The sequence below is a fragment of the Frigoribacterium sp. 9N genome (assembly GCF_902506305.1).
GTDB lineage: Bacteria > Actinomycetota > Actinomycetes > Actinomycetales > Microbacteriaceae > Frigoribacterium.
Window position 1 is genome coordinate 811954 of sequence record NZ_LR733392.1, and the last position, 24251, is coordinate 836204.

Sequence of the window (24251 nt, forward strand, 5' to 3'; positions counted from 1 at the left end):
CCCGGGGGAGGCGTCTACTTCGTGAAGCCGACGACCGTCCAGTCCACGTCGCTGGCACCGGCGCGGGCGCCGAAGTTCGCGAGCTCGGGGCTCTGGAACGAGATGTACGGCGCCTGGATGATCGGCATCGAGTGCCCGATCTCCCAGATCTTCTCGTCGGCCTGGTTGTACAGGTCGGCGGCCTTCTCGGGATCGCCCTCGGCGACGGCCTGGCTGAGCAGGTCGTCGATCTCGGGGCTCGAGACGCGACCGTAGTTCTGGCCCTGCTCGTCCGAGTTGTAGATGCTGACGCCGGACGCCTGGTAGCCGGTACCGGCCCAGACGAAGATCGTCATGTCGTAGTTGCCCGGGGTGACGTTGTCCTCGAAGAACGAGTCGACGCTGACGGCGTTGATCGTCAGCTTGATGCCGACCGCGGCGAGCTGGCTCTGCATGACCTCGGACAGCTGCTGCGAGATGGGCGTGCCGGACGGGATCGTCACGGCGATCTCGAGCTGCTTCCCGTCCTTCTCGAGCACGTCTCCGTTCAGCTCCCACCCGTCGTCGGCCAGGATCTTCTTCGCCTCGTCGACGTCGTAGTTCCCGGTCTCCTTCGCGTTGTCCTGGTAGGCGCCGTCGGTGCTGAGGAACAGGTGGTTGTTCAGCGTGGTCAGCTCGTAGGGCAGGGTGCCCGTGATGACCTTGCCGAGCGCCTCGCGGTCGACCGCGTGCTGGATCGCCTGACGGATCTTCTCGTCGGCGAGCACGCCCTTCGTGCTGAAGTCGACGTGCGTGTAGCGAGCCGACGGTGCCGCCCGGATGTCGGTGTCCTTCGCGTCCTTCAGGCGGTCGTAGCGCTCCGACGAGTTGCCCGTGACGAAGTCGATCTCACCGTTCAGGTAGGCGTCGACGTCGGCGTCGCTGTCGAGGGCGCGGAAGACCACCGAGTCCAGCTTCGGCGCGTCGCCCCACCAGGTCTCGTTGGGCACGATCGTGACCGTCTGGGCGGTCGTGTCGATCTTCTCGACCTCGTAGGGGCCGCCCGAGACGGGCAGGGTGTCGACGTAGGCCGTGTTGAAGGCGTTCGGGTCGTTGTAGAGGCTTGCCGGGTAGAGCGGCGCGAACATGCTCTTCCAGTCCGAGAACGGCTCGGCGTAGGTCACGACGACCTGCTTGTCGCTCGAGCCCGCCTCGACGGAGGCCATGCGGTCGGGGCCGAGGGTGCTGCCGACGAGGTACTCGGGGTTCGAGCCGTCGAGTGCGGTCTTCCAGGCCTGGAAGTCGGCGACCGTGATCGGGGTGCCGTCGTTCCACACCGCGTCGGGGTTGATGTCGTAGGTCACGACCAGCGGGTCCTCGCTGGTGGCCTCGGCACTCGTGACGAGGTTCTCGTCGATCTGCGCGACGCCCTTCTCGTCGATGCGGAACGGCTGGGGCAGCACGGCGCTCTCGATCAGCGAGGCGTCGGCCAGGGCGCCGTCGAGCTGGCCGTAGTTCCACTGCGAGGGCAGTTGGCTGAGCGGCAGGGTCAGCGTCCCGCCCTGCTCGACGTCGGCCGCCGCCGTGGCGTTGATGTCGCCGTCGGGGGACAACTGGCCGTTCTTCGCGGCTCCGTCGCCGTCGTTGCCGCCGCCACCGCTGCACGCCGTGACGACGAGAGCGATGCTGACGAGGCCGGCCGCGAGGCCGAGCTTCTTCGTGATCTTCATGGCACTCCGAACTGAAGGGTGGTGAAAAGTGCTGATCAGACGGGATGCTGCATTGTCGTCGACTCGTGTGGGCACGCGTCGCGACACCTCCCGAGAGCTGACCGCGTGTGCCCAAATGTACGGACGCCTTGAATCCACGCAAACTTTCATGTGAATTTGTTACACGCTCGAAACCTGGCCAGCTGGTCGGGCCGCGGGGTACGTCTAGTGTGATCTGCCATGGCTCGATTCCTCGCCCGCCGGCTGGTGTACTACGTCGCCCTGGTCTTCATCGCGACGTCGCTCACCTACTTCCTCGCCTCGGCGACCCTCAACCCGCGCTCCGTCTACGCCGACCGCAACCCGCGTCCGTCCACCGAGATCGTCGACGCGAAGCTCAGCTCGATCGGGGTCAACGACAAGGACCCTCTCGGCGAGCGCTACGTGCACTGGGTCGGCGGCGCCCTCACGGGCGACCTCGGGCAGACCATCCAGGACAAGCCGGTGGCGCAGGAGTTCGGGCCGAGGCTGGGCGTCAGCCTGCGCCTCCTGCTGGTGGGATCGATCCTCGGCATCGTGCTGGCCGTCGTGGTCGGCACCTGGAACGCCATCCGGCAGTACGCGTTCTCGGACCGCGTGTCGTCGGTGCTGTCGTTCGTCCTGATCTCGACGCCGGTGTTCCTCACGGCGGTGCTGCTCAAGATCGGGGCGACGAAGCTCAACGACGTCCTGGGGTACCAGCTGATCACCTTCACGGGCGAGGCGACGCCCAACCTGACCGGCGGGCTCGGCACGATCGCCTGGGACCGCATCGCCCACCTGCTGCTGCCCACCATCTCGATCGGCGTCGGCCTGATCGCCGTCTACAGCCGGTACCAACGGGCGACGATGCTCGACGTGCTGCAGGCCGACTACATCCGCACCGCCCGGGCCAAGGGCCTGCGACGTCGGCCGGCGATCTTCAAGCACGGGCTGCGCACCGCGCTCATCCCGATGACGACGCTGTTCGCCTTCGCGTTCCTCGGGGTGCTGACCGGTGCGACCTTCACCGAGAAGATCTTCGCCTGGAACGGTCTCGGCGCCTGGTTCATCGACGCCGTCCAGGCCAACGACATCAACGTCGTCGTCACCTACACCCTCTACAGCGCCGTCGTCGTGCTGCTCGCCGGCTTCGTGTCGGACGTGCTCAACGCGGTGCTCGACCCGCGCGTCCGAGCGCAGAAGTAGGGCCGCGCCATGACCCGGTTCACACCCGACCTGCTCGAGGGGCCGTCCGACGCCGTCGTGCCCGAGTCGCGAGAAGAGGTCGCCGCCACGTCGACGAACCGCTTCGCGCTGACCTTCCGTCGCCTGTTCGCCAACCGCGGGGCCACCGTCGGGCTCGTGACGATCGTGCTGCTCTTCGTCTTCGCCTTCGTCGGCCCGCTCGTCTCGCCGTACGCCTACAACTACATCGACTACACGGCCCTGTCGTCGCCGCCGACCGGGGCGCACTGGTTCGGCACGAACAACATCGGCCAGGACGTCTTCGCGCAGACCGCGCGCGGCCTGCAGAAGTCGCTGCTGATCGGCCTGCTGGTCGCCCTGTTCTCGACGGTGATCGCGGGCATGCTCGGCGCGATGGCCGGCTACTTCGGCGGCTGGATCGACCGGGCCGTGATGGTCTTCGTCGACCTGCTGCTCGTGCTGCCGTCGTTCCTGATCATCGCGATCCTGTCGCCGCGCCTCAAGCAGTACGGCTGGTTGATCCTGGTGGCCCTGCTCGCCCTGTTCGGCTGGATGATCACGGCCCGCGTGGTGCGCTCGCTCACCCTCAGCATCAAGGAGCGCGAGTTCATCCGCGCCGCCCGGTACATGGGCATCGGCCACTTCACCATCATCGTGCGGCACATCCTGCCGAACGTGGCCTCGTTCCTCGTGATCGACGCCACCATCGCCATCGGGGCCGCGGTGCTCACCGAGTCCGGGCTGTCGTACTTCGGCTTCGGCGTGCAGCCGCCCGACGTCTCGCTCGGCACGCTGATCGCCCAGAACCAGAGCGCGGCGACCACCAAGCCGTGGCTGTTCTTCTTCGCGGCCGGTGCGCTGATCGTCTTCGCCCTCGCCAGCAACCTGCTGGGTGACGGGCTGCGGGACGCGCTCGACCCGACCTCGACGGCCGGGCGCACCGGTCGTCGCCGTCCCACCCGCGGGCGGACGGCCGAGAGCCGAGGAGGCGCGGTGCCGCTCGGGCGCACCGGCGGCGTCTCCGAGGCCGCGAGCCCCGCCCCCGGGGCCGACGTCGGCTCGCCGGCGCCGACCCGTACGAACGACGAGAAGGGGGAGCGCGCATGACGCTCACCGAACCGGTCGACCGCACCCGCGCCTCCTCGGCTCCGGTGCTCGAGGTGCACGACCTCACCGTGACCTTCCCGACCCCGGACGGCGACGTGCGCGCCGTGCGCGGCGTCGACCTGACGCTGCGCCGCGGCGAGGTGCTCGGCGTCGTGGGCGAGTCGGGCTCGGGCAAGTCGGTCACGAGCCTGGCCGTGCTCGGCCTGCTGCCCGCCACGGCCAAGGTGACGGGGTCGATCACGCTCGACGGCGAAGAACTGCTCGGCCGCGGCGACAAGGCGATGTCGGCGATCCGCGGCAAACGGATCGCGATGGTCTTCCAGGACCCGCTCTCGGCGTTCACCCCGGTGTACACGGTCGGTCAGCAGATCGCCGAGACCGTCCTGATCCACCGCGGCGGCACGAAGAAGCAGGCTCGTGAGCGGGCGATCGAGCTGCTGGGGCTCGTGGGCATCCCCGAGCCGGAGCGACGCGTCGACTCGTTCCCGCACGAGTTCTCGGGTGGCATGCGGCAGCGCGCGATGATCGCCATGGCGATCGCCAACGACCCCGACGTCATCCTCGCCGACGAGCCGACCACGGCCCTCGACGTGACGATCCAGGCGCAGGTCATCTCGGTGCTGCGCACGGCGCAGCGCGAGACCGGGGCCGCGCTGCTGTTCGTCAGCCACGACCTCGGCGTCATCGCCGGGTTCGCCGACCGCATCGCCGTGATGTACGCCGGCCGCGTCGTCGAGACGGCGACGGCCGACGATCTCTTCGCCCACCCGCGCATGCCCTACACCGTGGGTCTCATCGGCGCGCTGCCGCGCCTCGACCAGCGGTCGGACCAGCCGCTCGTGCCGATCCCCGGCACGCCGCCGTCGCTGTTGTCGCTGGCGCCGGGCTGCCCGTTCGCGGCGCGGTGCCCCCTGGCGACGGCCGAGTGCCGGGTCGACGAGCCCGCGCTCGAGCAGGCTCCGGCGGTCGAGGCGGGTCACCGCGCGGCCTGCCTGCACGCCGACCAGCTGGTGGGCGAGGGCACCGACCCCGAGGACGTCTACGACCTGCCGCCCGTGCCGACCTCGGGCCTCGCTGCCGTCCCGCGGGCGGAGCGGGACCGGGTGCTGCACGTCGACGGGCTCGTCAAGACGTTCCCGCTCACCAAGGGGTCGGTCTTCAAGCGACGCGTGGGCAGCGTCTGGGCGGTCGACGGGGTCGACCTCGACGTGCGCGAGGGCGAGACCCTCGGCCTGGTCGGCGAGTCCGGCTCGGGCAAGAGCACGACGCTGCACGAGATCATGGACCTCCGGGTGCCCGAGGCCGGCACCATCGAGCTGCTCGGCACGGCCCTCGACCGAAAGCTCGACGGGTCGACGGTGAAGAGGCTGCGCGGTGCCGTGTCCATGGTCTTCCAGGACCCGATGGCCAGCCTCGACCCGAGGCAGCCGGTCAGCGACATCATCGCCGAGCCGTTGCTCGCGATCGGTCGGCCCCGCGACGAGGTGTCGCGTCGGGTGCCCGAGCTGATGCGCCTCGTCGGGCTCGAGCCCGCCGCCGCGACGCGCTACCCCCACGAGTTCTCGGGTGGCCAGCGGCAGCGCATCTCGATCGCGCGGGCGCTCGCCGCCGATCCGAAGCTCATCGTGCTCGACGAGCCGGTGTCGGCGCTGGACGTGTCGATCCAGGCCGGCGTGCTGAACCTGCTGGCCGAGCTCAAGGCGAAGCTCGACCTGTCGTACCTCTTCGTGTCGCACGACCTCTCGGTCATCCGTCACGTGGCCGACCGCGTCACGGTGATGTACCTCGGCCGCACCGTCGAGACGGGCCCGGTCGACGAGGTGTTCGAGCACCCGCTGCACCCGTACACGCAGGCGCTGCTGTCGGCCGTGCCGGTGCCCGACCCCGTCAAGGAGCGGGCACGCGAGCACATCGTGCTGCCGGGCGACCCGCCCACGCCGACCGTCAAGCAGACCGGCTGCCGGTTCCGCAGCCGCTGCCCGCTCTACGCGATGCTGCCCGAGGCCCAGCGGTCGCGCTGCGAGGACGAGGTCCCCGCGATGCTGCCGCACGGACGCGACGGGGCCGACCACACGGCCGCGTGCCACTTCGCCCGCGAGAAGCAGTTGGTCTGAGGCCCGGACGCTAGCCGACGAGCGCGGAGGCCGCGGTGACGGCCGCCACGTTCACGGCGACCGTGCCCCAGAAGGCGAGCTGGAACGACCGCTTGCTCGTCTTGTGCCGCAGCAGTTGTTGCGCGGCGAGGGCCCCGGCCCAGCCCCCGAGCAGGCCGAGCAGCAGAAGCGTCCGCTCCGGCATCCGGCGCCGTCCTCTGCGGGCCGCGGACTTGTCGAGTGCGTAGACGAGGGCCGTCAGCGCGTTGACGCCGACGAGTCCGCCGACCAGCCAGGGCGCGAGTCCGTCGAGTTGGGGGGACGTCGAGTCGCGGGTCAGGGCCCAGGCGGCTGCGGCGACGCCGAGCGCGACCACCAGCCCGACGACGAGGGCGACCTTGCCGGACCGCGTGGGACGGGGCGCCCGGGCACGTGGTGCCGACCAGCGCGAGCCCACGGCGGCCACCCGCACGGCCGCCGGGCCTCGGTCACCGTGGCGGTCGACCTCGTACGAGAACGTCTCGCCGAGCCGTGGTCGAGCGGTGCCGCGACCGAACGCCGTGATGTGGACGAAAGCCCGGCCGCGTCCCGAGGCCGGGGTGAGGAACCCGAAGCCGCGGTCGTCGTCCCACGAGGTGAGCGTGCCCTCGACCCGGGCCGGGCTGCCGGTCATGCGCCCGACCCTATCCCGCGTCGCCCGTGCCGCATTCGGCCATCCCGCCACGAGGTCGACATCCCGCCACGTTTTCGCGTGGCGGATCGTTCACTTCGTGGCGGCGTGGCGGCGTGGCCGCAGATCCGAGGAGGCGCGGCGCGGGTCAGTCGCGACGGATCGCCGCGTAGGAGCCGCCGGTGGCGCGCACGAGGTCGTCGGGTGCGATCTCGATGTCGAACCCGCGCCTCCCGCCGCTGACGAAGACCGAGGCGAAGGAGGCGGCGCTCGCGTCGACCACGGTCGTCGCGGCGGTCCGCTGCCCGAGGGGGCTGATGCCGCCCACGACGTAGCCCGTGCGGCGTTCGACCAGGGCGGGGTCGGCCAGCGAGGCCTTCTTGGCCCCGACGGCGGCCGCGAGCGCCTTGAGGTCGAGGCGACCCGAGACGGGGACGACGCCCACCACGAGGGTGCCCTCGGCGTCGACCACGAGGGTCTTGAAGACGCGCTCCGCCGAGAGGCCGAGCTCGGCGGCGGCCTCCTCGCCGAAGTTCGTCGCCGTGTCGTGGTGTTCGTAGGTGTGGGCCGTGAAGGGGATGCCGGCCGTGGTGAGCGCGACGGTGGCCGGCGTGGCGGGGCCGCGCGCCCCTCCGGACGCCTTGCTGGTCACGAGGCGGCCTCGGTCGTCGAGGCGCGGAACACCACCACGGTCGGCCCCGAGACGAGCAGGTCGTCACCGGGGGCCGTCGCCTGCGGCAGGCTGCGGTCGTCGCTCGACCACAGGGCCTCGTACGCCGTCACCCCGTCGTGTCGGGGGAGCGTCACCGAGACGGCGGTCTCGGCCCCGTGCACCACGACGAGGACCGTGTTGGGCGCCTCGTGCTCGGGCGTCGAGGTCGCGAGGTACTGCATCGTGCGGACGGCGGGGTCGTTCCACTCGTCGGGACGCATCTCGTCGCCCGAGGCCGAGTGCCACGACATCTCGTTGGCGCTGAGCGTGCAGGCGCCGTCGAGGCCGAACCGCGACGGGCGCAGGGCGGGATTCTCGGCTCGCAGCCGGGACAGCGTGGCGACGTCGTCGTGCAGGTCCCGGTGCCAGGGTTCGTCGGACCAGTCGACCCAGGTGAGCTCGCTGTCGGTGCAGTAGGCGTTGTTGTTGCCGTGCTGGGTGCGGCCGCGTTCGTCGCCGGCGGTCAGCATGGGGATGCCGGCCGACACGAAGAGGGTGGCGAGCAGGTTGCGCATCGAGCGGCGCCGGGCGTCCGAGATCCAGGGGTTGACGCTGTCGCCCTCGACGCCGTGGTTGAACGAGCGGTTGTCGTCGGTGCCGTCGCGGTTGTCCTCGCCGTTGCTGAGGTTGTGCTTGCCGTCGTACGACACGAGGTCGAGCAGGGTGAAGCCGTCGTGCGCCGTGACGAAGTTCACGCCCGACAGCGGACCGCGCTCGTGGGCGTAGATGTTGCTCGAGCCGCTGAGCTTCGACGCGAAGCTGCCGAGCCCGGACGGGGGAGCGCCCTGCGACCGGGCCGCGGCGATGTCGGTCAGCCAGAAGTCGCGGGCCCGGTTGCGGAACCGGTCGTTCCACTCGATCCAGCCGTCGGGGAAGGCACCGGTCTGCCAGCCGCCCATGCCGACGTCCCACGGCTCGGCGATCATCTTGACGCCCTCGAGCGCCGGATCGTCCACGATCGCGCTCAGCAGCGGGTGCTCGGGGTCGAAGACGTGGTCCGCACCGCGTCCGAGCGTGGCGGCGAGGTCGAAGCGGAAGCCGTCGATCTGCACCTCGTCGGCCCAGTACCGCAGGGAGTCGAGGACGAGCCGCGAGGCGGCCGGCGTGCTCGTGTCGAGCGAGTTGCCGCACCCCGTCACGTCGACCGGCCGACCGTCGGCGTCGTGTCGGTAGTAGCCGGAGCCGTCGAGACCGCGCAGGCTCGTGACCGGGCCGCCGACCTCGCCCTCTTCGGCCGTGTGGTTGTAGACCACGTCGAGGTAGACCTCAATGCCGGCCTCGTGCAGCAGGCGCACCATGCCCTTGAACTCGCGGAGGATCGCCGAGGCGCCGGCGAGCTGCGCGTCGCGGCTGGCGTAGGCGGCGTGCGGGGCGAAGTAGCCGAGGGTGTTGTAGCCCCAGTAGTTCTCGATGCCCTGCGCGACGAGGCGCTGCTCGTCGACGTGCTGGTGCACGGGCAACAGCTGCACCGCCGTCACGCCGAGGCCGGTCAGGTAGGCGATGGTCGACTCGGCGGCGAGGCCGGCGTAGCTGCCGCGCAGCTCTTCGGGCACGAAGGGGGCCAGGCGGGTGAGGCCGCGGACGTGCGCCTCGTAGACCACCACCCGGTCGAGCGGCGTGCGGGGCTTGGACACCCCACCCCAGTCGAACGACTCGTCGACGACGGCCGACTGCCACGTGCCGCGTCCGGTGCGACCGAGCCCACGCGCGTAGGGGTCGAGCAGCTCGAGCGAGGGGTCGAAGGCGTTGCCGCCCCCGGCGGGGCCGTCCGCCCGCAACCAATACCGCCGCCCGGGGGTGAGGGCGCCGTCGGTGGCGCTCCACACGTCGTGTGCGTCGCGGACCATCGGGACGACACGGTCGTGCGGGGCGTCGTCGATCACGACGTCGATCCGGGACGCCGACGCGGACCAGACGCGCAGCGTCGGCCCGTCGGGGCCGGAACGGATGCCGAGATCGCGCAGGGGGTCGGGGTCGGTCACGCGTTTACAGTAGAGGAGGCGCGTGTCGGCCCCGAAATCATCGAGCGTCAGCGCCCCACCCAGCCTGAGGACCCGAACATGAGCGTCTACCTCGACCACGCGGCCACCACGCCGATGCACCCGGCGGCGATCGCCGCCTACGCCGAGGCGCTCGGCACGGTCGGCAACCCGTCGTCCATCCACTCGGCCGGCCAGAACGCCAAGCGCGTCCTCGAAGAGGCCCGCGAGCGCGTGGCCGCGACCCTCGGCTGCGACCCGATCGAGATCGTCTTCACCTCGGGCGGCACCGAGGCGGTCAACCTCGCGATCAAGGGACTGTGGTGGGCGAGGCAGTCCGACCGACCGCGGCCGCGCCTCCTCGTCCCCGCCGGCGAGCACCACGCCACCGTCGACACCGTCGAGTGGCTCGAACGGTACGAGGGCGCCGTCGTCACCTGGCTGCCGCTCGACGAGCAGGGCCGGCTGCGCGTCGACGCCCTCGCCGCGGCCCTCGACGAGCACAACGACGTCGCCCTGGTCAGCCTGCTCTGGGCCAACAATGAGGTCGGCACGATGCAGCCCGTCGACGAGGTCGTGGCGCTCGCCGCCGCCCACGGGGTGCCGGTGCACTCGGACGCCGTCGCGGCCTACGGGCAGGTGCCGATCGACTTCGCGGCCTCCGGGCTCGCGGCGCTCAGCGTCAGCGCCCACAAGATCGGTGGGCCCATCGGCATCGGCGCGCTCGTGCTGTCGCGGTCGGCGACCGTCGTGCCCCTGATCCACGGGGGCGGACAGCAGCGACAGGTGCGCTCGGGAACGCAGGACGCCCCGGCCGCGGTCGCCTTCGCCGTGGCGGCCGAGCAGCCGCACGGGGCCTACGAGCCGCTGCGGGACCGGCTGATCGCCGGGGTGCTGGCGTCGGTGCCCGGGGCCGTGCTGCGGGGCGACCCCGTCGACCGGCTGCCCGGCAACGCCCACTTCACCTTCGACGGGTGCGAGGGCGACTCGTTGCTGTTCCTGCTCGACGCCGCCGGGGTCAGCGTCTCGACCGGATCGGCCTGCCAGGCGGGCATCCCCGAACCGTCGCACGTGCTGCTCGGCATGGGCCTGCCGGCGGACGCGGCCCGCGGTGCGCTCCGCATGACGATCGGCCACACGAGCACCGAGGCCGACGTCGACGCGCTGCTCGCGGCGCTCCCGACCGCCGTCGCGCGCGCCACGACGGCCGGTTACGCCGACCGCGCCCCGGTGCTCGGCGCCCGCTGATCCGGCCGCCGGGCAGGGCACCCCGGCCACGACCCCCGAACGGGTGGGTTGTCGCCCCCACGCGGGGGTGGTGTACTCGTCCCCAACACACGTGAGCACGCCTCACCGGCCGGGCCCCACCACCCCGCGCCGTCGCCTCCGCAAGGTCGCGGCGCTCGCCGCGGGCGGTGCGCTGGTCGTCGGCGGACTCGGCTACACCGTCGCGGCCTGGACCGACAGCGAGTGGGTCTACGCCGGGGACGGCACGGGCGGCCCCGGCATAGGCACCGGCACGTTCGAGGTGCAGCAGAGCGTCACCTCGCCCTACACGGCGGGCTTCTCCGACTACGAGACCGCACCGGGTCGCGGCACGGTCTTCACGCCGGGCGCGCAGACCCTCAGCCCGGGCGAGAGCGTCTACTCGGGCGTGGCCCTGCGGACGACGGCCACGACGAGCGTCCCCGCCGACGTGCAGGTCCGGGCCGCGGTGCCCGCCACCGGCGTGACCGTGGCCGATGCCGGGGGAGCGCTCTTCAGCGCCCTGACCGTCCGCGTCGCGACCGTCGAGGTCACGGCCGGGGGTGCCGCGCCGACCTGCACCGCCGCCGCGTTCACCGCGCCGACGACCATCGCCACGGGTTCGCTCTCGACGACGGGCGCCACGGCCACCCAACGACTCGCCGCCGCGTCCGGCACCACGCAGTTCTACTGCTTCGAGGTGACCCTGCCGGCGAGTGCCGCCACGTCGGCGAGCTCGACGCTCCAGGGCCGTACCGCCGCCCCGGCGTGGGAGTTCGCCTCGACCAGCGTCGAGTGACGGGCCGACCGGTGGTCGACACCGTGACCCGGCCCCGGGCGGAACGTCGGGGCCCCGAGGTCGAGCCGCGCCGGGCGGATCGCCGTGAGCGCCGTCGCCGACGCCCTCGCCGCCGACCGGTCGACGTCGTCAGCACGCTCCTGCTGTCGGTGGTCGGCCTCGTCGGCGCGGTCTGCCTCCTCTGGCTCGCCGTCTCGACGGTCCTCGGCCTCTCGCTCGTGGTCGTCCTGACCGGCTCGATGAGTCCCACCGTGCCCGCGGGCGGCGCCGTCGTCACCCGGGCGATCGCGGCGGCCGACGTGCGGCCCGGCGACGTGGTCACGGTGCCCCGACCCGGCTTCGACGTCCCCGTGACCCACCGGGTGGTCTCGACCACCGCCGTGCCCGGCGACGCCGCCGCGCGCTCCCTCGTGCTGCGGGGCGACGCCAACGACTCGGACGACCGCGACCCCTACGTCGTGCGCGACGCCCGGATCGTCGTCGCCTCGGCCCCGGGCCTCGGCTTCGTCCTGACGACGATGTCGACCCCGCCGGCCCGCGGGCTCGCGGTCGCCGTCGTCGGTGCCGCCGTCGTGCTGGCCTTCTGGCCGACGCGACGCGGCGCCGTCCGCCGAGGGTGAGGACGACCGTGGACGGGGAGTCGAGTGGCGGCGCGCCCGGCGGACCGGCCGGCGAGCACCACGGCCGCGGTGCGCACGACGGCCGCGGTGCGCACGACGGCCGCGGTGCGCACCGCGGACCCACGACCCGCGGGCACCGCGCCGCGACGACGCTCCTGGCCGTCGTGGGGACGGCCGCGTTCGTGCTCGGCGGGGCCCTCACCGTCCAGGCCGGCACCGCCCGTGCCCTCGAACCCGTGCCCGAGACCGGCCTCGACGGCCACCTCGTGCTGGCCGACGAACTGACCGGCACCGAGGACATCGCGCCCGCGGCCCCGGGCCGCTGGCAGATCGCGACCGACGTCACGACCGGCGACCGGGTGGCACTCGGCCTCGAGCTCGTCAGCTCGGGGTCGCTCGTCGACGACGAGGCCGGATTCACGCTGGGGGTCGAGACCTGCGACGTCGAGTGGCAGCGGGTCGAGACGACGCCGCTCTGCGCGACCGGGGCACGGACCGTGACCGCCCCGACCCGCGCCTCCGCGTTCGTCGACGGCAGTCCCTCGTGGCCGGTGCGCTCGGTCGGGGGCTCGGGCCGGGTCTTCGTGCTCGTCAGCCTCGGTCTCGCCGGTGGGCGCGGCGACGACGCCTCGTCCATGGGCCGGAGCGCCCGGGTCGGCGTCGGCATCACGGCGACGGCGCTGGACCCCGTCGCGACCCTCCCAGCCGAGCCCGAGCCCGAGCCCGAGCCCGAGCCGACCGTCACGACCGCCGTGCCCGGCGACCCGGCCGGTCCCGGCCCGGGCGGGGCGGACCCGGCGGCGCCCGGCACCGGCGGCACCGGCACCGGCCCCGGCGGCGACGCCCCCGTCATCGACTCCGCCGGCGACGGGCGCCCCGTCGACGTGACCCTCAGCGGTGTGGACGCCCCGCGCGCGCTCGCCTTCACCGGCGGCCTCTCGTCCGGCCCGGCCATCGCGGGTGCCGGTGCCCTGGTAGTCGGCCTCTCGCTGCACCTCCGCGGACGACGCCGGGCGGTGACGTCGTGACCGGCACGCACGGCCGCCGTCGCCGTCGCCCCACGGGTGTCGCCCGCCTCGTCGCGGCGCTCACCGCGCGACGGGCCGTCGTCGCCGTGGCGGCCGTGGTCGCCGTCGTGGGTGCCGTCATCGTGCCCCCGCCGCCCGTGACGACCGCCGCCTGGACCGACTCCGAGCGCACGTACGGGCTCGTCGGCACCACGAGGTTCACCTGCGGCACCGACACCGGGTACGCCGCCGCCGCGTCCAGCCGGTTCGTGCGCGGCAGCCTGGCCGGCACCGACCTCGACACCGTCGCGGCCGTGCGTGGGGCGGACCTGACGCGCACCCGCTCCGGCGTCGTCACCGCGGTGCCGGCATCGCCCGCCCCGACCACGGACGCGGGAGGCGCGACGACGTTCCGCAATCCCCTGTCGGCGAGCGCGGGGTCGGGTCTCGTCGGCCTCGACCTGACCGGGCTCGGCACGAACCTGCCGGCGGGGTCGGCCGGAGCCCTGAACCAGTTCACGCGGGTCGCCCCGACCGGCACGGCGGCCGCCGCCGCGGGTCTGGTGAGCGACTCGGGCGGGCTCGGCGTGACGCCGACGACCCCCGCCTCGTCACTGCCCGGTCCCGCCCGCATCGGCCTCACCTCGGTGCTGCCCGCCTCGACCGCCCTCGACCGGGCCGACCTGACCGTGGGCGCGGTGGCGTCCACGGCGACCCTCGACGGCTGCCGAGCGCTCGAGAGCCGCATCTGGGGCGACGGCAGCGTGACGGGGGTGACCCGCGACTACGGCGTCGCCGGTCTCGCCCTCGAGCTGCACAGCCCGGCGGTGGCGGGGCTGTCCGGACAGGTGTCGAGCACGGTCACGAGCCTGAACACGGCAGTTACGAGACTCGTCGGCGTGGACGGGACGATCTCTGGCACTGTCAAGACAGGGGTGTTGGGCACGGTCAACGCCTTGACGAACCTCCTCAGCCTGGGATCGGTCAGCGGCGACGTCAGCATCTCGGGCCTGAACTTGCAGACCGCGGTCGATCCGCTCGTGGCGGGCTCCCTGACGAGCGCCGACGGCACGGTGACCATCACCCCGGCGACAGGACTGGTGACGGTCGACCTGGCCAAGCTGTCGGGACCGTCCGGTGGCATCAACGGGCTGGCGCCGAACACGGAGATCGTGCTCAGTGCGACGGCGATGAACGCCATCACGGCGACGGTGAGTGGGCTTCTCGACGGGTTCACCTCGTCCCTCGTCACGGCGCTGAGGGCCGCGGTCGACAAAGCGACCCTGAACGTCGCGTTGCGAGTCGACCTCACCGCGACGCTGCTCGGAGTCGCCGTGCCGGTCCTCAAGGTCGACGTCGTCGTTCAGGGGTCGCTGTCACAGGTGCTCGCATCGCCGTCGACTGCCAAGGCGTCCGTGACCGGCACCGTGTTGCCCGTGCTCGGTCTCGGTGCGGCCCTCAGCGCGGTGCTGAACGGGCTCCTCACGCCCCTGGCGAACTCCGCCCCGACTCTGGTGGGGTCGATCGCGAGCCTGCTGACGACCACCCTCGTCACCCCGATCACGACCCTGGGCACCACGCTCTCGACCGCGCTCGCCCCGGTCGTCACCGCGGTGGGGACCCTGACCACCCGTCTGCCGTCCGTGCTGTCGCTGCGCGTCAACCTGCGCCCCGACCAGGCCGGCTACCCCGGGGGCGTCGTGACCACTGCGCCGGCCGACAAGTGGTCGACGAGCCCGTACCAGGTGGGGGCGCTGCGGGTGGCCCTGTCGGCCGGTGCGACGACGGTCAACTCGATCGACTTCGCGACCTCCCGCGTCGGCCCCGTCAGCACCCTGCCCCGGTAGTCGCCGCGCCGGCCACGGCGACGGCGTCGACCCGAGGAGGCGCGGGTCGGGCCGCGCAGGCCCCCTCGCGTCAGACTGGGCCCATGCAGCTCTACTCGGCCTCGCCCCTCGTCCGTACCCGCCAGGTGACCGGAGACGTGGTCGCGATCGGCCTCGTCGTCCTCTTCGTCGTGCTCGGGGTGAGCATCGCGACCTTCATCGGCACCTTCGCCGACCTCGGGAGGCAACTCGAGGAGGCGGGGGCCGGCTTCCAGGGCACCATGCAGGACGCGTCGCGCGCGCTGGAAGGGCTGCCCCTGGTCGGCGGTGCGGCCAGCGCACCGTTCGACGGGGCCAGCGGCGCCGGACAGTCCCTGGCCGACGCCGGACGGCAGCAGCAGGAGGGTGTCGCCCGGGCGGCACTGGTCGCCGGACTCGTCGTGGCCGGGGTGCCGAGCCTCGTGGTGCTGTGGGTCTGGCTGCGCGGGCGGATCGCGTTCGTGCGCCGCGCCTCCTCGGTCCGTTCGCTGCTCGCCCTGCCGGGCGGCGAAGACCTGCTCGCGCTGCGGGCCCTGACCGGCCGCGACACCAAGGCCGCCCTCGCCGTGTCGCCCGACCCCGTCGCGGCCTGGCGTGCGGGGGAGCCCGCGGTCGTCCGCCGTCTCGCCGACGTGGCCCTGCGCGAAGCGGGCGTCGCCCGGCGCTGACCGGCGCCGGCCGGTGCCGCACCGGGGGAACGGGACGAGGGAACCTTTCCGGCCGATCGGACATGTAGGGGAAGCGGCAACGGATCAGAGGGGACGTCGACATGACGACGAGAAGCGAGCGCGACGGATGACGGCGACGGGGGACGACGAGGTCTGGGCCCGGGCGGTCGCCGGGGACGCGGCCGCCTTCGGGGCCGTCTTCGACCGCCACCAGGACCGGGTGCACGGTCACGCCCTGAGGTTGTGCCGTCACCGGCACGACGCCGAGGACGTCACGGCCGTGGTCTTCCTCGAGGCATGGCGCCGTCGGGACGCGGTCCGCGTCGTCGACGGCTCGGTCCTCGCGTGGTTGCTGGTGACGACGGGCCACGTCGCCCAGAACCTCGCGAGGTCGACCCGTCGCCATCGTCTCGCCCTGGCCTCCCTGCCGCCTCACCCCGTCGTCGACGATCCCGCCGACGGCGTCGCGGCGCGACTCGACGTCGTCGATCGGGACCGGCGGCTGCGCCTCGCCCTCGACGGCCTCGCGAAGGCCGATCGGGACGTCCTCGGGCTCTGCGTGCTCGAGGAGTTCCCGATGGCGACCGCGGCCGAGGCGCTCGGCGTGCCGGTCGGCACGGTCAAGTCCCGACTGTCGCGGGCCAAGGCGCGACTCGCGCGAGCGATGTCGGCCTCCGAGCCGTCCACCGAACGACCCGTCACCCTGAACGGAGAGACCCGATGAGCGACGCACCGAACGTCCGTCCCGACGGCCGGCACGACCGGCCCGGCCTTGATCGTGATCGTGCCGAGGCCATCCGCGGCCTCCTGACCGAGACCGTCGAGCGAGAACCCGAACGTGCCCGCTCTGCCCGTCGCCGCCGGGTCGTCCTGCTGTCGGTGGCCGGGGTGGCCGCCGTGGCGCTCGCCGTCGGGGGCGTCGCGCTCGCCGGGGGTGGCCCCCTGCCGTCGGGAAACGGTGAAGCGGCCCCCACCTCGCTCCCGTCCGATCGACCCGAGGACGATCCCGGCACGTCGCCCGGTGTCGTCGAACCGGCCGGGACGCCGTCGGCGACACCGGTCCCGCCACCGGCACCGGTGGTGGACGATCCGACGGCCCCGTCGACCTGGATCGTGTCCACCGATCGGATCGGGCCGCTGGTCCTCGGCGGCCGGCTCGAGGAGCAGGCCGCCCGGCTCACCACCTTCGACCGGCACCCGGACGACGGCTACGGCTGCCCGGCGTCGTTCTTCTCGGACGGCCGGGGACTGAGTCTCGCCCTCTCGCGCGGGTCGTCTCCGGACGCGACCGAGATCGCGACCGTCTCCGCCGACCCGACGTTCGACGACCCGGCCGCCCTCGCGAGCGCCACCCCCCGGACCGCGTCCGGCATCGGGCTCGGCGACGACGAAGCGACACTGGTCGCCGCCTACCCGGATGCCGAACTCACTCTCGACCACCACGAGAACTACGGGACGCAGTACGCCGTCGCCGGCGACGACGGGCAGTACCTCGTCTTCGTGGTGGGGACGTCCGACCGGATCACCGACATGAGCGTGGGCACGACGCGCATCGCCCCGCCCGAGTACTGCGGATGAGACGAGACCTCACCCTGTCGTCGGGAGGCGCGGGGCGGGTGGCGCGAGGCGGGCGGCGGGAGGCGCGGGGCACGGGCAGGCCCGGCCCACGCGGGCCGGGTAAGCTCGGGGACCATGATCGCACTGGATTTCTCTGAGCAGATTGCCGCCCTCCGGGCCACGTTCGAAGACATCCGTGCGGTGATCGGGCAAGACCGTCTCGTCGCCGAGATCGCCGAGCTCAGCGAACAGGCCTCGGCCCCCGACCTGTGGGACGACACCGACAACGCGCAGAAGGTCACCAGCGCCCTCAGCCACCGGCAGTCCGAGCTCGAGAAGCTCGAGACCACCGAGGCGCGGCTCGACGACCTCGAGGTGCTCGTCGAGATGGCGAACGACGGCGACGACCAAGAGAGCGCCGACGAGGCCCAGGCCGAGCTCAGGGCCCTGCAGAAGATGATGGACGTCCTCGAGGTGCAGACGCTGCTCGACGGCGAGTACGACCCGCGCCCGGCCGTCATCACGATCCGCGCCGGGGCCGGCGGGGTCGACGCCGCCGACTTCGCCGAGATGCTGCTGCGCATGTACCTGCGCTACGCCGAGAAGCACGGCATGTCCGCCACCGTCATGGACACCAGCTACGCGGAAGAGGCCGGCATCAAGAGCGCCACCTTCGAGATCGACGCCCCCTACGCCTTCGGCACGCTCAGCGTCGAGGCCGGCACGCACCGGCTCGTGCGCATGAGCCCCTTCGGCGCCGCCGGCAAGCGCCAGACCAGCTTCGCCGCGGTCGAGGTCATCCCGCTGATGGAAGAGACCGAGTCGATCGACATCCCCGAGAACGACATCCGCGTCGACGTCTTCCGGTCCTCGGGCCCCGGCGGTCAGAGCGTCAACACGACCGACTCGGCCGTGCGGCTGACGCACATCCCGACCGGCACCGTCGTCTCGATGCAGAACGAGAAGAGCCAGATCCAGAACCGCGCCGCCGCCATGCGCGTGCTGCAGTCGCGCCTCCTGCTGCTGCAGAAAGAAGCCGAGAACGCCAAGAAGAAAGAGCTGGCGGGCAACATCACCGCCAGCTGGGGCGACCAGATCCGCAGCTACGTGCTGGCGCCCTACCAGATGGTCAAAGACCTGCGCAGCGAGCACGAGGTCAACAACCCCTCGAACGTCTTCGACGGCGATCTCGACGGCTTCATCTCGGCGGGCATCCGCTGGCGCAAGCGCGACGACCAGGACTGACCGGGCGTCGCCCGCCCGGCGGCTCCCAGCACATCCATAGCCGCCCCGCCGCAGCGAGTCGCTGCGACGATCGTCGCCGGCCGCACTTAGGGTGATCCCCGTCATGATTCGGTTTGATGAAGTCACCAAGGTCTACGTCGGCAACCCCCGGCCCGCGCTGAACGCCGTCACCCTCGAGATCCTCAAGGGCGAGTTCGTGTTCCTCGTCGGGGCGAGCGGCTCCGGCAAGTCGAGCTTCCTGCGGCTCGTGCTGAAGGAAGAGAAGCCGTCCCAGGGCCAGATCCACGTCCTCGGGCAGCGTCTGGGCACGCTCTCGAGCCGCAAGGTGCCGTACTTCCGGCGCAACCTCGGCGTCGTGTTCCAGGACTTCCGGCTGCTGCCGCAGAAGAACGTGTTCGACAACGTCGCATTCAGCCTCCAGGTCATCGGCAAGAGCAAGGGCTTCATCCAGGAGGCCGTGCCCGACGTCCTCAAGATGGTCGGCCTGGTCGGCAAGCAGCACCGTCTGCCGCACGAGCTCTCGGGCGGCGAGCAGCAGCGCGTCGCCATCGCCCGTGCGATCGTCAACAAGCCGGCGATCCTGCTGGCCGACGAGCCCACCGGCAACCTCGACCCGTCGACCAGCGCCGGCATCATGACCCTGCTCGAGCGCATCAACGCCGGCGGCACGACGGTCATCATGGCGACCCACGACGCGGGCATCGTCGACCAGATGCAACGACGGGTGATCGAGCTCAGCGCGGGCAACATCCTCCGCGACGAGCGTCACGGCGGCTACCAGACCCAGGCGGTGCCCATCCAGGCCATCGGGGTCGAGGACCTCAGCACGAGAGGGGCCGACGCATGAGACTCGGACTCGTCATGAGCGAGGTCGGCAGCGGCCTCCGTCGCAACGCCTCGATGGTCATCTCCGTCGTGCTCGTCACGTTCATCTCGCTGACCTTCGTCGGCACCGCGGCCCTGCTGCAGATGCAGATCACGCAGATGAAGGGCTACTGGTACGACAAGGCCCAGGTCGCCGTCTACCTCTGCACCGACACCGACACGACCGGCAACTGCACCGGGGCGATGGCGACCAAGGACCAGATCGACGGCGTCCGCGCCCAGCTCGACAGCGACGTCCTGACGCCCTACGTCGACAAGTTCTACTTCGAGGACCAGACCCAGGCCTACGACCGCTTCAAGCAGCAGTTCGCCGACAGCCCGGCCACCGAGTTCGTGCAGCCGGCGTACCTCAACGAGACCTTCTGGGTGAACCTCAAGGACCCGACGCAGTCCGACGTCCTCACCGAGAGCCTGTCGAGCCTGGCCGGCGTCCAGAGCGTCGTCGACCAGCGCGGGTACCTCGACCCGATCTTCTCGGTGCTGAACGCGGCGAGCTACACGGCCATCGGCATCGCCTCCCTCATGTTGATCGCTGCCGTGCTGCTGATCGCCACGACCATCCGGTTGAGCGCGTTCAGCCGGCGTCGAGAACTCGGCATCATGCGCCTGGTCGGGGCGTCCAACCGGTTCATCCAGACGCCGTTCATCCTCGAGGGGGTGATCGCGGCCCTCGTGGGCTCGTTGCTGGCCGGTGGGGCGATCGTCGCGATCGTGAACTTCTTCGTGAAGGGCTACCTGGCGGTGACCTTCCAGGGCACGCCGTTCATCGGACTGCGGGACGCCGCCCTGGTCGTGCCGATCGTCATCGTCGTCGGCATCCTGCTCGCGGCCCTCAGCGCGAACGTCGCCATCAGGCGCTACCTCAAGGTCTAGAACCCGGCCCCGTGAAGGAGGCGCGGTGTCCGTCAGACGGGCACCGCGCCTCCTTCGCTGTATACTGAACGGCTGCCTGTCGGCAGCACCCCCACCCGAACGACCAGGAGGCCAGCGTGGCGAAAGAACGCGGTGAGAAGGTCGTGGCCACGAACCGCCGCGCGCGCCACGACTACACGATCGAGACGACGTACGAGGCGGGCATCGTCCTGAGCGGCACCGAGGTCAAGTCGCTGCGGCAGGGCCGCGCGTCGCTGGTCGACGGGTACGCGTTCGTCGACGCCGGCGAGGCCTGGCTCGACGCCGTGCACATTCCCGAGTACACCGAGGGCACCTGGAACAACCACGCACCCCGGCGCAAGCGCAAACTGCTGCTGCACCGCCACGAGATCGACAAGATCGGGCAGAAGACCAAGGAGGGCGGCTTCACGGTCGTCCCGCTCAAGATCTACTTCAGCGACGGTCGGGCCAAGGTCGAGATCGCCCTCGCGAAGGGAAAGCGCGAGTACGACAAGCGCCAGACCCTGCGCGAGCGCACCGCGACGCGCGAGGCGCAGTCGGCGATGTCGGCGCGCAAGCACCTGGGGGAGTGACCGGTCGGTCGTCGGGCACGGGCGGGCGGGTCGCCGACGGTGGCGCGAACGCGTCGGACGACGTAGACTGATGGGCCGCACGGAAACGTGCGTTGGTAATTCAAGAGCGTGTGACGACGGCCCCCTCATGGGGATGATCGGTTTCGACATCGCCTGTGTGCGAACGAGAAGCGGGCCGAGGATCCAGGGTTATCTCGTAAACGATCTCTGGAAAACAATAAGTGCCAATAACAAGCGCACTGACTTCGCTCTCGCTGCGTAAGCAGTAGAGCCACATGGAGTCCGTCAGTCTGGTGACCGCCTTCTAACCAGATCCTGACGTCATTTAGATGGCTTGCTGTGTGACTACGCCTGGGGGTCACACGGGACTTGCACTCGGGCTGGGCTCGTCGACCTAGAAGCCAGTAACAAAGGTCGGAGCCGAGCAGAACGCCTCATCTGGCTACGCCCGTAGAATGCGTGCAATCTCAGCGATGGACGGGGGTTCAATTCCCCCCATCTCCACCACCGGTCGTCGTCACACCTCTCGAACACCGAACGCCCCCGCCTCTCGAGGCGGGGGCGTTCGTGCGTCCCGGGCCTGAGCGGTCCGCGCCGTGTCGCACCGCCGGATGAGCATCGCACCGCCGAAGTGGACGGTGCGACGTTCATCCGGCGGTGCGACACCTGCGAAGGGAACCGGGGGGACCGGGGGCCGGGGGTGGCCGCCGCCGGACGCGGAACGGCCCCCGCCGCTGCCGAGGCAGCGACGGGGGCCGTCGTCGTGGTGCGGGTGTTACTCGCCGGCCACGTCGGTGGTCGCGAGCTTCGCGCGGCGGCGAGCGAGGACCATCAGCGTCGAGCCGAGCAGCAGCACGGCGGCGCCGATGCCGATGGCGGCCTCGGTGCCCTCGCTACCCGTGTACGCCAGGCCCGTGGTGCCGGTGGCGATCGGGGTGGCGGGCAGGGCTGCGGGCGTCACGGCGGCGACGAGGCTGAACGCCACGTCGGCCGAGGGGGCCGAGACGATCGGCTGACCGGCGGCGTCGAGCACCGGCGCGCCGTCGGCGTCGAGGAGGAACGACACGGCGGCGGCCGTGTAGTCGTTCGGCGTCAGGGCGAGGGTGACGGTCCAGTTGCCGGCGGCGTCGACCACGATCGGGTCGGCGGGGTCGGCGGGGACCGCAGCGGCGGCGGCGCGTCCGTTCTCGGCGGCCTCGAGCTCGTCCAGCTGGTCCGTCGGGACGACGGCCAGCAGGATGTTCGAGCCGGGGGTGCCGGTGCCCTCGAAGGTGACCTGGTCACCGACGACGACCTGACCCTGGGTGGGCGAGGTGGTCACCGGGGCGTCGAGGACGACGTCGGTCGGCGGGACGACCACGGCGGGCAGGTTGAACGAGCGGGGGACGTCACCCGAGCCCGCGCCGCCCGTGACCTGGGTCACGCGAACGGACTGCGCCACCGTGGCGTCGTCCGGGTAGGTGTAGTCGAGCGTCCAGCGGCCGTCGACGACGACGATCGCACCGGTGCCGGGGAGGCGGTTGCCGTCGGCGCCGAGGACGTTGACGGTCGAGCCGGAGGTGCCGGTTCCCGAGAAGGTGACGGTACGCGTGGCGGTGGTGGTGTCCGCGGCGGGCGTCTCGACGACGAGCGTCTGGCCCTGGGGCAGGACGAACGCGACGGGGGCGTCGCCGGTCCCGGAGCCACCCGTGACCTGGGTCACGCGCACGCTCTGGTTGCGGTCGACGGTCTCGGGGTAGGTGTACTGGAGCGACCACTGGCCGCCGACGACGGCGACGGCGCCGGTGCCGGGGAGGCGGTTGCCGTCGGTGCCGAGCACGTTGACGGTCGAACCCGAGATGCCGGTGCCCGAGAAGGTGACGGTGCGCGAGGCGAGCTGCTGGCCGACCTCGGGGGTCGTGACCGCGAAGACCTCGACCGGGGCGACGGCGGGCAGGCTGAACGAGCGCGTGACGGTCGGGTCGAAGCCGCTGAAGCCCTTCTCGCCGTCCACGAAGATGGTCTGCGCCACGATCGCCGTGTCGGGGTACTGGATCGTCGTCGAGAAGGCGCCGGTGGCGTCGGTGGTCGTGCGGGCGAGCACGGCTCCGTCGGTGTCGGTGTCCTTGATGATCACGTTGGCGTCGGCGATCGCCGTACCCGCCACGGTGACCAGACGCGAGTCCGTGGTCGAGGCGGCGGTCGGCGAGGTGACGATCAGGTCACTGTCGACGGCCTGGGCCGCCGTGGTGGAGAGGAGGGCCCCTCCGAGGGCGAGCGTGAGGACGGCCGGGACGGCCACCGCACGGCGCCAGGAGAACTTGGTGATCACGTGGTGAGTGCTTTCTTGATCGGTGGTGCAAGCGTCATCGCTTGTCCGCCCCCGGCCCAGCGCCGGGTGAGACGCGCAGCACGAAGGGAACCCCCCGTGCCCATCGAACCTATCCGGAACCTGAGAGAAACCCACCGAACTGTCCGGAATGCGCAGGGTGGTTGTCGGGTCACCCCTGTTTCACCTGGGTGGGAGTCGACGCCGGGGCCAGCAGATCGGCAGGCGTCAGACCGGCGCGGGCCCCGACGACCCCCGCCGCACGAGCGACGCGGGTGGCGCCTCGACCGACGCCACGGCCTCTCCCGCGAGCACGCCGAGCAGCATGCCCGCGGCCACCTCGCCGAGGCGTTGCACGTCGTGGCTGACCGCCGAGAGCGGGGGCGTCGACAACTGGCACTGCGACGAGTCGTCCCACGCGACGAGCGTCAGTCGCGTCGGCACCTCGACCCCGAGTCGTTGCGCCGCGGCGAGGCCGCCGAGCGCCATCTGGTCGTTGTCGAAGACGACGGCCGTCGGCGGCGTGGGCCCCGAGAGCAGACGCGAGAGGGCGGCCGCGCCGGCGTCCCACGAGTAGTCGCCCTCGATCGTCTCGACCACGGACGAGGAGGCGCGACTCGCGGCGACCAGCGCCTCCTGCCTGACCTGCGTGTGCAGCAGCGCCACCGGGCCCGACACGTGCGCGAGTCGACGGTGCCCGTCCGCGACGAGCGCGGCGACGGTGTCGCGCATGGCGACGCCGTCGCCGGTCCAGACGGCGGGCAGGTCTCCCGAGAGGGCGGGGTCGCCGAGCACGACCGCGGGCAGGCCGAGCTCGCGCAGCAGGGCCGGTCGGGGATCGTCGTCGGTGAGGTCGACGAGGACGACCGCGCCGAAGTCGCCCGAGGCCGCCCACCGCCGGTAGGCCGACAGCTCGGCGTCGCGGTCGGCGAGGGCCTGCAGCAGCAGGGTGTGGCCGCGGGGGCGCAGCACCCGTTCGATGCCGGCGATGAGTTCGTGGTAGAACGGCTCCGCCCCCAAGATCTCGCCGGGGCGGACGAGGGCGAGACCGACACGACGGCGGTCGCCCGGCCCGGCAGGGGCCACCCGGGTGTCGACGATCGAGTCGGTCATGCGCCCGAACCTACAGCC

Annotated in this window: 21 protein-coding genes and 1 other RNA gene; 16 read left to right on the plus strand and 6 right to left on the minus strand. The window is 71.9% G+C overall.

Annotated features, from left to right (window positions below):
• Positions 1-14: 14 nt before the first annotated feature.
• A complete protein-coding gene (locus ARTHRO9V_RS06900) occupies positions 15-1688 on the minus strand; it encodes an ABC transporter family substrate-binding protein (RefSeq protein WP_159826322.1) in 1674 nt (557 codons plus the stop codon).
• Positions 1689-1907: 219 nt separating this feature from the next.
• Here ARTHRO9V_RS06900 and ARTHRO9V_RS06905 point away from each other — a divergent pair, with 219 nt between their 5' ends.
• The 3 genes from ARTHRO9V_RS06905 to ARTHRO9V_RS06915 are packed head-to-tail and all read left to right on the plus strand — an operon-like array spanning position 1908 to position 6115.
• The gene (locus ARTHRO9V_RS06905) at positions 1908-2894 is read left to right on the plus strand and encodes an ABC transporter permease (protein WP_056046129.1); all 987 of its coding nucleotides are present in this window, start codon (positions 1908-1910) and stop codon (positions 2892-2894) included.
• 9 nt (positions 2895-2903) lie between these two features.
• Positions 2904-4001, plus strand: coding sequence for an ABC transporter permease (locus tag ARTHRO9V_RS06910; RefSeq protein ID WP_159826324.1), 1098 nt, complete (start codon positions 2904-2906; stop codon positions 3999-4001).
• Positions 3998-6115: an ABC transporter ATP-binding protein gene (locus ARTHRO9V_RS06915; RefSeq protein WP_159826325.1), complete on the plus strand. Its 2118-nt coding sequence runs from the start codon at positions 3998-4000 to the stop codon at positions 6113-6115. Before ARTHRO9V_RS06910 ends, ARTHRO9V_RS06915 begins: the two co-directional genes overlap by 4 nt.
• A 10-nt stretch (positions 6116-6125) precedes the next feature.
• Here ARTHRO9V_RS06915 and ARTHRO9V_RS06920 read toward each other — a convergent pair whose 3' ends face one another.
• From ARTHRO9V_RS06920 to glgX, 3 genes are all read right to left on the minus strand, one after another.
• Entirely contained in the window at positions 6126-6767 is a 642-nt protein-coding gene (locus tag ARTHRO9V_RS06920) for a DUF1294 domain-containing protein (RefSeq protein WP_159826327.1), read from the minus strand.
• 145 nt (positions 6768-6912) lie between these two features.
• Complete coding sequence (gene ybaK / locus ARTHRO9V_RS06925) at positions 6913-7416, minus strand: Cys-tRNA(Pro) deacylase (protein WP_056046122.1); 504 nt, start codon at positions 7414-7416, stop codon at positions 6913-6915.
• Entirely contained in the window at positions 7413-9458 is a 2046-nt protein-coding gene (gene glgX, locus ARTHRO9V_RS06930) for a glycogen debranching protein GlgX (protein ID WP_159826329.1), read from the minus strand. Before glgX ends, ybaK begins: the two co-directional genes overlap by 4 nt.
• Positions 9459-9536: 78 nt before the next feature.
• Between glgX and ARTHRO9V_RS06935 the strand changes: the two genes are divergently transcribed.
• The 13 genes from ARTHRO9V_RS06935 to ssrA all read left to right on the plus strand — a co-directional run bounded on the left by ARTHRO9V_RS06935 (position 9537) and on the right by ssrA (position 21319).
• Entirely contained in the window at positions 9537-10703 is a 1167-nt protein-coding gene (locus ARTHRO9V_RS06935) for a cysteine desulfurase family protein (protein ID WP_159826331.1), read from the plus strand.
• A 91-nt stretch (positions 10704-10794) separates the two neighbouring features.
• Positions 10795-11499, plus strand: coding sequence for an acyl-CoA dehydrogenase (locus ARTHRO9V_RS06940; protein WP_159826333.1), 705 nt, complete (start codon positions 10795-10797; stop codon positions 11497-11499).
• Positions 11500-11510: 11 nt separating this feature from the next.
• Complete coding sequence (locus ARTHRO9V_RS06945; RefSeq protein WP_159826335.1) at positions 11511-12119, plus strand: signal peptidase I; 609 nt, start codon at positions 11511-11513, stop codon at positions 12117-12119.
• 8 nt (positions 12120-12127) lie between these two features.
• Positions 12128-13147 (plus strand): hypothetical protein, encoded by a 1020-nt coding sequence (locus ARTHRO9V_RS06950; RefSeq protein ID WP_159826337.1) that lies wholly within the window; start codon positions 12128-12130, stop codon positions 13145-13147.
• The gene (locus ARTHRO9V_RS06955) at positions 13144-14973 is read left to right on the plus strand and encodes a choice-of-anchor G family protein (RefSeq protein ID WP_159826339.1); all 1830 of its coding nucleotides are present in this window, start codon (positions 13144-13146) and stop codon (positions 14971-14973) included. Before ARTHRO9V_RS06950 ends, ARTHRO9V_RS06955 begins: the two co-directional genes overlap by 4 nt.
• 83 nt (positions 14974-15056) lie before the next feature.
• Positions 15057-15659 (plus strand): hypothetical protein, encoded by a 603-nt coding sequence (locus ARTHRO9V_RS06960; RefSeq protein WP_159826341.1) that lies wholly within the window; start codon positions 15057-15059, stop codon positions 15657-15659.
• A 127-nt stretch (positions 15660-15786) separates the two neighbouring features.
• Positions 15787-16383, plus strand: a complete 597-nt coding sequence (locus ARTHRO9V_RS06965; protein WP_159826343.1) for an RNA polymerase sigma factor — start codon at positions 15787-15789, stop codon at positions 16381-16383.
• Positions 16380-17237, plus strand: coding sequence for a hypothetical protein (locus tag ARTHRO9V_RS06970; protein ID WP_159826345.1), 858 nt, complete (start codon positions 16380-16382; stop codon positions 17235-17237). The genes ARTHRO9V_RS06965 and ARTHRO9V_RS06970 overlap by 4 nt, the downstream gene beginning before the upstream one ends.
• A gap of 114 nt (positions 17238-17351) precedes the next feature.
• Complete coding sequence (prfB, locus tag ARTHRO9V_RS06975; protein ID WP_056046106.1) at positions 17352-18461, plus strand: peptide chain release factor 2; 1110 nt, start codon at positions 17352-17354, stop codon at positions 18459-18461.
• A gap of 103 nt (positions 18462-18564) precedes the next feature.
• Positions 18565-19308: a cell division ATP-binding protein FtsE gene (gene ftsE / locus ARTHRO9V_RS06980; RefSeq protein ID WP_043593759.1), complete on the plus strand. Its 744-nt coding sequence runs from the start codon at positions 18565-18567 to the stop codon at positions 19306-19308.
• Positions 19305-20219: a permease-like cell division protein FtsX gene (gene ftsX, locus ARTHRO9V_RS06985; protein WP_056046104.1), complete on the plus strand. Its 915-nt coding sequence runs from the start codon at positions 19305-19307 to the stop codon at positions 20217-20219. The genes ftsE and ftsX overlap by 4 nt, the downstream gene beginning before the upstream one ends.
• Before the next feature lie 116 nt (positions 20220-20335).
• Positions 20336-20812, plus strand: a complete 477-nt coding sequence (smpB, locus tag ARTHRO9V_RS06990; RefSeq protein WP_056046102.1) for an SsrA-binding protein SmpB — start codon at positions 20336-20338, stop codon at positions 20810-20812.
• A gap of 129 nt (positions 20813-20941) precedes the next feature.
• Positions 20942-21319: a transfer-messenger RNA gene (ssrA, locus tag ARTHRO9V_RS06995) on the plus strand.
• Positions 21320-21587: 268 nt separating this feature from the next.
• On the opposite strand, the gene ARTHRO9V_RS07000 is transcribed toward ssrA, so the two are convergent.
• Together ARTHRO9V_RS07000 and ARTHRO9V_RS07005 are read right to left on the minus strand one after the other, a co-directional pair.
• The gene (locus ARTHRO9V_RS07000) at positions 21588-23123 is read right to left on the minus strand and encodes a hypothetical protein (protein ID WP_159826347.1); all 1536 of its coding nucleotides are present in this window, start codon (positions 23121-23123) and stop codon (positions 21588-21590) included.
• A gap of 225 nt (positions 23124-23348) precedes the next feature.
• Positions 23349-24233, minus strand: coding sequence for a LacI family DNA-binding transcriptional regulator (locus tag ARTHRO9V_RS07005; RefSeq protein ID WP_159826349.1), 885 nt, complete (start codon positions 24231-24233; stop codon positions 23349-23351).
• Positions 24234-24251: the final 18 nt, after the last annotated feature.